We start from the raw sequence: 3,912 nt of genomic DNA, 5'->3' as shown, positions 1-3,912 counted from the left end.
GTGTCTAAACGAGTGATACGATAAGCCAGCATGGCTTTTCCCCATAGCTTATAGATTTCCTTTGCTTGTCCAAAGAACGGCTTCACGGCCAAAATAAAGCTTTTTGGAATATGAGAAGGCGTAAAGCTTTCATCTAAAACTAGTTCTTCCTTACGTATATATTTATTAAAAGATTTTTTTAATGGTAATGAATAGGCAGGAACTTTCTTTGCCTCTTCGTCCTTAGAGCCGCAAGGTGTTTCAGCATTTTCTGTTTGGAAATCACTTAAATTTAAAAGTTCTTCCCAGTACGAAAAATACGGGTGGTCCACAAATAAATGGACCAGGGCACTCCGTCCATTTTGCTTCGTGGATCTCCGATACACGGTAAACAGCACGCCATGTTCGCGCAGCTTCTTTGCTACGTTACGGATTGTTCTGTCAGATATATCGTGTCGATCAGCTAAATAGTCATCTTTTGCGAAGAAAAAGCCACGCTCTGAAGATAGCCAGCACATCATGTCGATGGCCTGACGTGTTTCTTTCTTTAACCGATAATAAGAGTCGCCATACACCTCTTCTACGAATTTTAGTAACTTTAATTTCATAGATTGTTGTTCTTTTTGATTATTGGCATATGGCTTGTAGCTCATTATTTGTTTAAACTCTTCATTGGCTAGCATTCTGCTTACAGTCATGGATTTCGTCTCCTTTAGAGAAAAACAAAAAAGACGTATTTACCGCGTAAATCGGTAAACATGTCCTTTGCTGATCTGTAAAAGGTAGACTTTCCCCTTGAAATTTATGTTTATTTATCGTAAGATACAGGCAAAGATAAATAAAGTAATAAGGGTAAAAGCAAGTGTTTACCGTGGTGGAGCACGGTGGACGGTTATAGGTGGCGCCAACCACACTATAACACGCTTTTGCCTTTTTTATTTTCCGTTCGGTTTAATTGACTCTATTTATAGCAAACTTCCAATTATTTCACAAGTGATAAATTAGACAATATCATCTTAATCAAAAATTTTCAGGCAAAATTTCTACACCTGCGATCCAAAGATCATGGTTTCTAGGCTTAGGAATTTCTAGTTGGGCTGTTTTTTTATAATCTTTATTGATATTAAACTCCCCTATTATACCGGAACCTCCACTGCCATCATCTAATGGACCAATTACATATAACTTATCGTTTTTAACGAATGCCTCTACATAGGGGAATTTTAATTTTTTTTCATTTTTTACTTGTAAATCTTTATCTAACTCCAAAATGTTTATTCCTGAATCTTCACTTTTACTAGAGGAAGTAATTAATAACTTCTCTTCAGAAACTTTTAATAGCTTTGAAGTTTCATATTCTTCATTTATAGGCGGTAAATAGGAAACACCAAAATTATTAGAGTTTATTACAGTTGCTCTCACTTTAGTGCCTACGATTACGTTATCACGGAAGAATTCTATATCATTCGCAAATTTATATTTCATATTAAGTTGTTTGATGAGTTTCCCCCTTGCTAAATCAAAAATATATAAAGAGCTCGTTTCCCCCTTGTCAACTAGATCGGCAAAAGCATATACGTATTTCCCATCCGACTCAGCGACTCTTATGTAACCTTTTACCGTTTGTTGAATAACCTTTTTCTCTTTATATTCAACATCTAATTGACTAGAAAACATATCTTCTTTATCTTTGTATACAACTATTTTAATGTCGTTGTCAAAAGTAAAATAGTTAGTCATATCTTTCGCCTTATGATCTTTTAAAACATCCTTACTAGGATTATAAGATAATAAACTAATTGATTCTGTTCCATTTAACCAAAAGTTTTTTCGATCATCTACTTCTATCCCTCCTAACCCAATACTGTCCTTTATAAAATAATTTTCTCTTTCTTTATTATTAAGAACTAAAATCTCACTCCCCTTTTGAAAAGGACTAGAATATAAAATAGCGAATTTTTGAATTATTTCCCCCTCATTCTTCTCTCTTTTATGTAAATTATCTGAGATAGATAAACTTTCCTTACTGATATAAAAGTTTTCCTTAAATTTCATGAGAAATAATAGGGAAACTAGAATGATTACTACAATTGCCAGTACTAAACTGACTTTTTTTTTACTTTTCATGCTTTCTCCTTTCAAAAAAGTAACAAAATTGAAGCAAGTACAAAAATCTCTCTATATCCTTGTACTTGCTTCAATAAATGCATCCTTAAGCTTCCATTCCTTTTTTGTAATATGCTTTTGTATCTTTATCTTTGACAATATCATAAGGAGTCACGATTTTGTCCGAACCACCATTTATACCGTGACCAGCTTCCTTATATGCTCTCCAAATAAGAGATGAACAATAGTATGCATCCGTTCTTTCTGGCTTATGGAAGAGATAATTGTACGGTTTTCCCTTTTGATTACCTGCGAATTTCCTAGCAATCTCTTTAGCCTGATATGTAGCCTTATGTACCTTTAATGCTACCAGGGTTTTCATTTTTTTATTAGAAGGTTTCCACTTATCAATGCCATGCAATCGGACACCGTCCTCCCTATAAGATTCCATAGTGTATTCATTAGCCCAATATACAATTGCAGAATGCCCCCATCTAATACCTGCACCAAAACTCGAAAACCCATTGTCCATATGTCTCCAGGTCTATAATCAGGATTTTTTGCGGCTGCTGTTGCATCTATGCCACTTTCCTTGATCTTTTCATCGATAACTTTGTTCCAATTATTTAATACATAAGCAGCTTCAGCATCTTCTTGTGCGTACATAGCATCTATTTCAGCTTGAGTAGGCTCACTAGCTTTTACAATAGATTGCTCAGTCATTGAAAACTCTATTAATACTCCAGTTACCATTAGTGTTGAAATAAACCTTTTGACCATTTTCTCAGAAGAAAACAACCCCAAAAAACCTTCCTTGCACGCTTATTTGGAAAGTAAAAAAAGTCTTCCGAGACTTCGAAGGGCTTTCTTTTACAGAAAGGTATGTATCTTGTTCAAACACTCCGTTATGATCTTTGAAGGAGCCTGGCCAACGATTTGAATTCATCTTGAGTTCCAATCTAAGCTCTTAATTTGGTCCGTTAAAATAGCCCCTTAAAAAGCCAATCCCATTGGAAGCTCGTCTTCAAAAGGCCCTCCCTTGATTGTATTTCTAATTGAGCAAATCATAGCAAATCCTGTGATTTTGTTAAACTCTTTTAGGGATAGTATAATACCTGGGCGACGAACATTTATTGATGACAATAAAGTGTTTTCTAAGCAGCTTTTTCATCCACTAAGGCTCACTTATTAGCTGTGTTTTCAATTTCACAGATCCATCTATAATAACTTAAAACAGCGATAAGCAAAAATGGATAAACCAGGAATGAGTACCAAGTATTCCACCAGCCATAACGAAAATACCCCCATGGTTCAGGTAACAATATGATGGTTTCATACAACGTGATAGCTATTGTCCAACTTAGTATATAAAGCGTTTGTTTATAGAAAGTTTTCTTAAAGGGATACCAATTTAAGAAAATGATATTAACGGGCGGAATTAAAATAGTCAAAGCAGGAAGCACCCACCAATTAATTTCTTTAGTAAAGTACCAGTAACCATGATATTTAAAGTCAATAAAGGTCTCTGTAACTGCTTGGGTAGCAATTGTAAACATCCATATATGCACGAATTGATTTTTGGTTAGTCGCCTATTGGTTGTAAAACATATCAGATTAAATACAATAATTGAAGTAACAAATCCTATCATTGTAAAGTGATTATCCTTTTTATAATAATTTTTTCATCCATACCTTTAATTATTCAAGTTTTTGAAAAAGATTAATTTAAAGAGCATAAGGAGTTTTTGGGTTGTCAACACTAAATCAGACAGCCTTTTTAAGGGACGATCGTTTGTATTCAATCGGGCTTACATAGCCTAGTGTTCC

The 3,912-nt window shown here is 34.5% G+C and carries 4 protein-coding genes; all 4 read right to left on the bottom strand.

The annotated features are described in order from the left end of the window. Nucleotides 1-677: transcriptional regulator (locus ACH0BF_RS24950; protein WP_406910511.1), on the bottom strand; the 677-nt coding region annotated here is incomplete at its 3' end. A gap of 322 nt (nt 678-999) precedes the next feature. Continuing rightward, complete coding sequence (locus tag ACH0BF_RS24945) at nt 1,000-2,106, bottom strand: hypothetical protein (protein WP_406910510.1); 1,107 nt, start codon at nt 2,104-2,106, stop codon at nt 1,000-1,002. 85 nt (nt 2,107-2,191) lie between these two features. Then, nucleotides 2,192-2,536, bottom strand: a complete 345-nt coding sequence (locus ACH0BF_RS24940; protein WP_406910512.1) for a YiiX/YebB-like N1pC/P60 family cysteine hydrolase — start codon at nt 2,534-2,536, stop codon at nt 2,192-2,194. Continuing rightward, nucleotides 2,464-2,883, bottom strand: a complete 420-nt coding sequence (locus ACH0BF_RS24935) for a hypothetical protein (RefSeq protein ID WP_406910513.1) — start codon at nt 2,881-2,883, stop codon at nt 2,464-2,466. Before ACH0BF_RS24935 ends, ACH0BF_RS24940 begins: the two co-directional genes overlap by 73 nt. Nucleotides 2,884-3,912 lie beyond the last annotated feature (1,029 nt).

It is taken from the genome of Pseudobacillus sp. 179-B 2D1 NHS, assembly GCF_045370945.1.
GTDB lineage: Bacteria > Bacillota > Bacilli > Bacillales > Domibacillaceae > Pseudobacillus.
Note: the sequence above shows the minus strand (reverse complement) of the source record. Positions and strands in the feature narration are given on the sequence as shown.